Origin of the sequence: Collinsella sp. CLA-ER-H10, assembly GCF_040092475.1 — a bacterium.
GTDB lineage: Bacteria > Actinomycetota > Coriobacteriia > Coriobacteriales > Coriobacteriaceae > Collinsella.
Window position 1 is genome coordinate 1 of record NZ_JBBNLM010000045.1, and the last position, 1,555, is coordinate 1,555.

Below are 1,555 nucleotides of genomic sequence, written 5' to 3' on the forward strand. Positions count from 1 at the left end.
GACAGACACTATGACCCAATCCGAGGGCACGGAAACGACAGGAGCCCCCGCTCGTGACCGCGGGTCGGGGCTGCGACAATGTTGTTGAAGTGCCAGAGGCGCAGCCGCGCCGCAACGAGGTTGGGAGGCTCCCGTGCCTAGATATTCTACCGCCTTCGGAATGGACGTACACCTCAGGTCCACCACCGTCTGCGCGCTCGACGCGGAGACGGGCGAGGCCGTGACGAGGAGGTTCCGCGGCAACCCCTGGGGCGAGGTCGCGGAGTGGATGTCGGGCTTCCCCGGCCCGTCGCTCGCCGCCTACGAGAGCGGCTACCTCGGCTTCGCCCCGCAGAGGGAGCTCTCCGGGCTCGGCGTCGACTGCGTCGTCGCGGCCGTCTCCAAGGTCCCGAGGTCGGCGGCCGACCTCTCGTCCAAGAACGACCGCAACGACGCGGCCAGGATGGCCAAGGCGATACTGTCGCACGACGTCACCCCGGTATGGGTACCGTCCCCCGAGATCGAGGGGCTCAGGGACCTCGCCGCCGCCCACGACGCCGCGACTGCGAGGCTCGCGGCGGCGAAGCAGCGGCTCCTGGCGTTCCTGGCCCGCCGCGGCTACGTCTACGGCGGCACGACGCCGGCCGGCAACCCCCGGAAGTACTGGACGTACGGCTTCCTCAGGTGGCTCGACGGCATACACCCCGCCGACGACGGCGGCATCCGGGCGCTTGCGGCGCTGAGGAGCGAGGTCGAGGCGGCCGCCGAGACGCGCGACGACCTCCTCGCCGAGTACAGGGCCGCCGTCGCGGCGGGCCCCCTCTCGGCCGAGGTCGAGGCGCTCCAGTCGATCAAGGGGTGCGGGTTCGCGCTCGCCGCCGCCTTCGCGTCCGAGGTCGGCGACTTCTCGAGGTTCCGCTCCGGCAGGCAGGTGACGGCCTACTTCGGCCTCGCCCCGAAGCAGAGGTCGAGCGCGGACTCCGTGCGCCTCGGCGGGATCAGCGGGGCCGGCAACGCGCTCGTCAGGAAGCTGGCGGTCGAGGGGTCCTGGTGCTACGCCCAGGCCGGCCACCAGCCGAAGCTGATGCCCAAGGGCTCCGGCGTCCCCCTCGAGATAAGGATGCACGGGAGGAAGGGGTCCGAGCGCCTGCTCCGGCGACGCGAGGAGATGCTCGAGAGGGGCATGCCCCAGGCGAAGGCGAACGCCGCCACCGCCGCCGAGCTCGTGAGATGGCTGTGGGCCCTCGGCACGATGTGCCGGGAGGCCGGCGAATAGACATAGCCCCCGTCCCGGCGAGCCGGGCAGCCTTCGGGGACACCCCCGCTCTCGCTGTGCGCGCGGCGACCGCCGCATGCGCGAAGTCAGACTAGGGGAGCCCCGCCGAAGGAGAGGATTGCGGGCCGCCGGAGCGGTATCCGCGGATATGAGACTGAGCCGAAGGCGTCGACGACATGCCGGGGGCGGACCGGGGCGGGTTCAACGGCAGGCCCCGCCGACCGATTGCAAGCGGTCGGCGGGGCCATTGTGGCTCTTGACAGCGGATTGGGTCATATGAGCGAGCGGGCCGCATTTGAG

Annotated in this window: 1 protein-coding gene; it reads left to right on the forward strand. The window is 71.4% G+C overall.

The annotated features are described in order from the left end of the window. The first annotated feature begins 160 nt into the window (after positions 1-160). Complete coding sequence (locus tag AAAX36_RS09415) at positions 161-1,255, forward strand: IS110 family transposase (protein WP_349075282.1); 1,095 nt, start codon at positions 161-163, stop codon at positions 1,253-1,255. Positions 1,256-1,555 lie beyond the last annotated feature (300 nt).

Bases quoted from the DNA above. Each gene is read 5' to 3' on its own strand.
- AAAX36_RS09415 (WP_349075282.1), top strand. From the start codon at position 161: ATGGACGTACACCTCAGGTCCACCACCGTCTGCGCGCTCGACGCGGAG.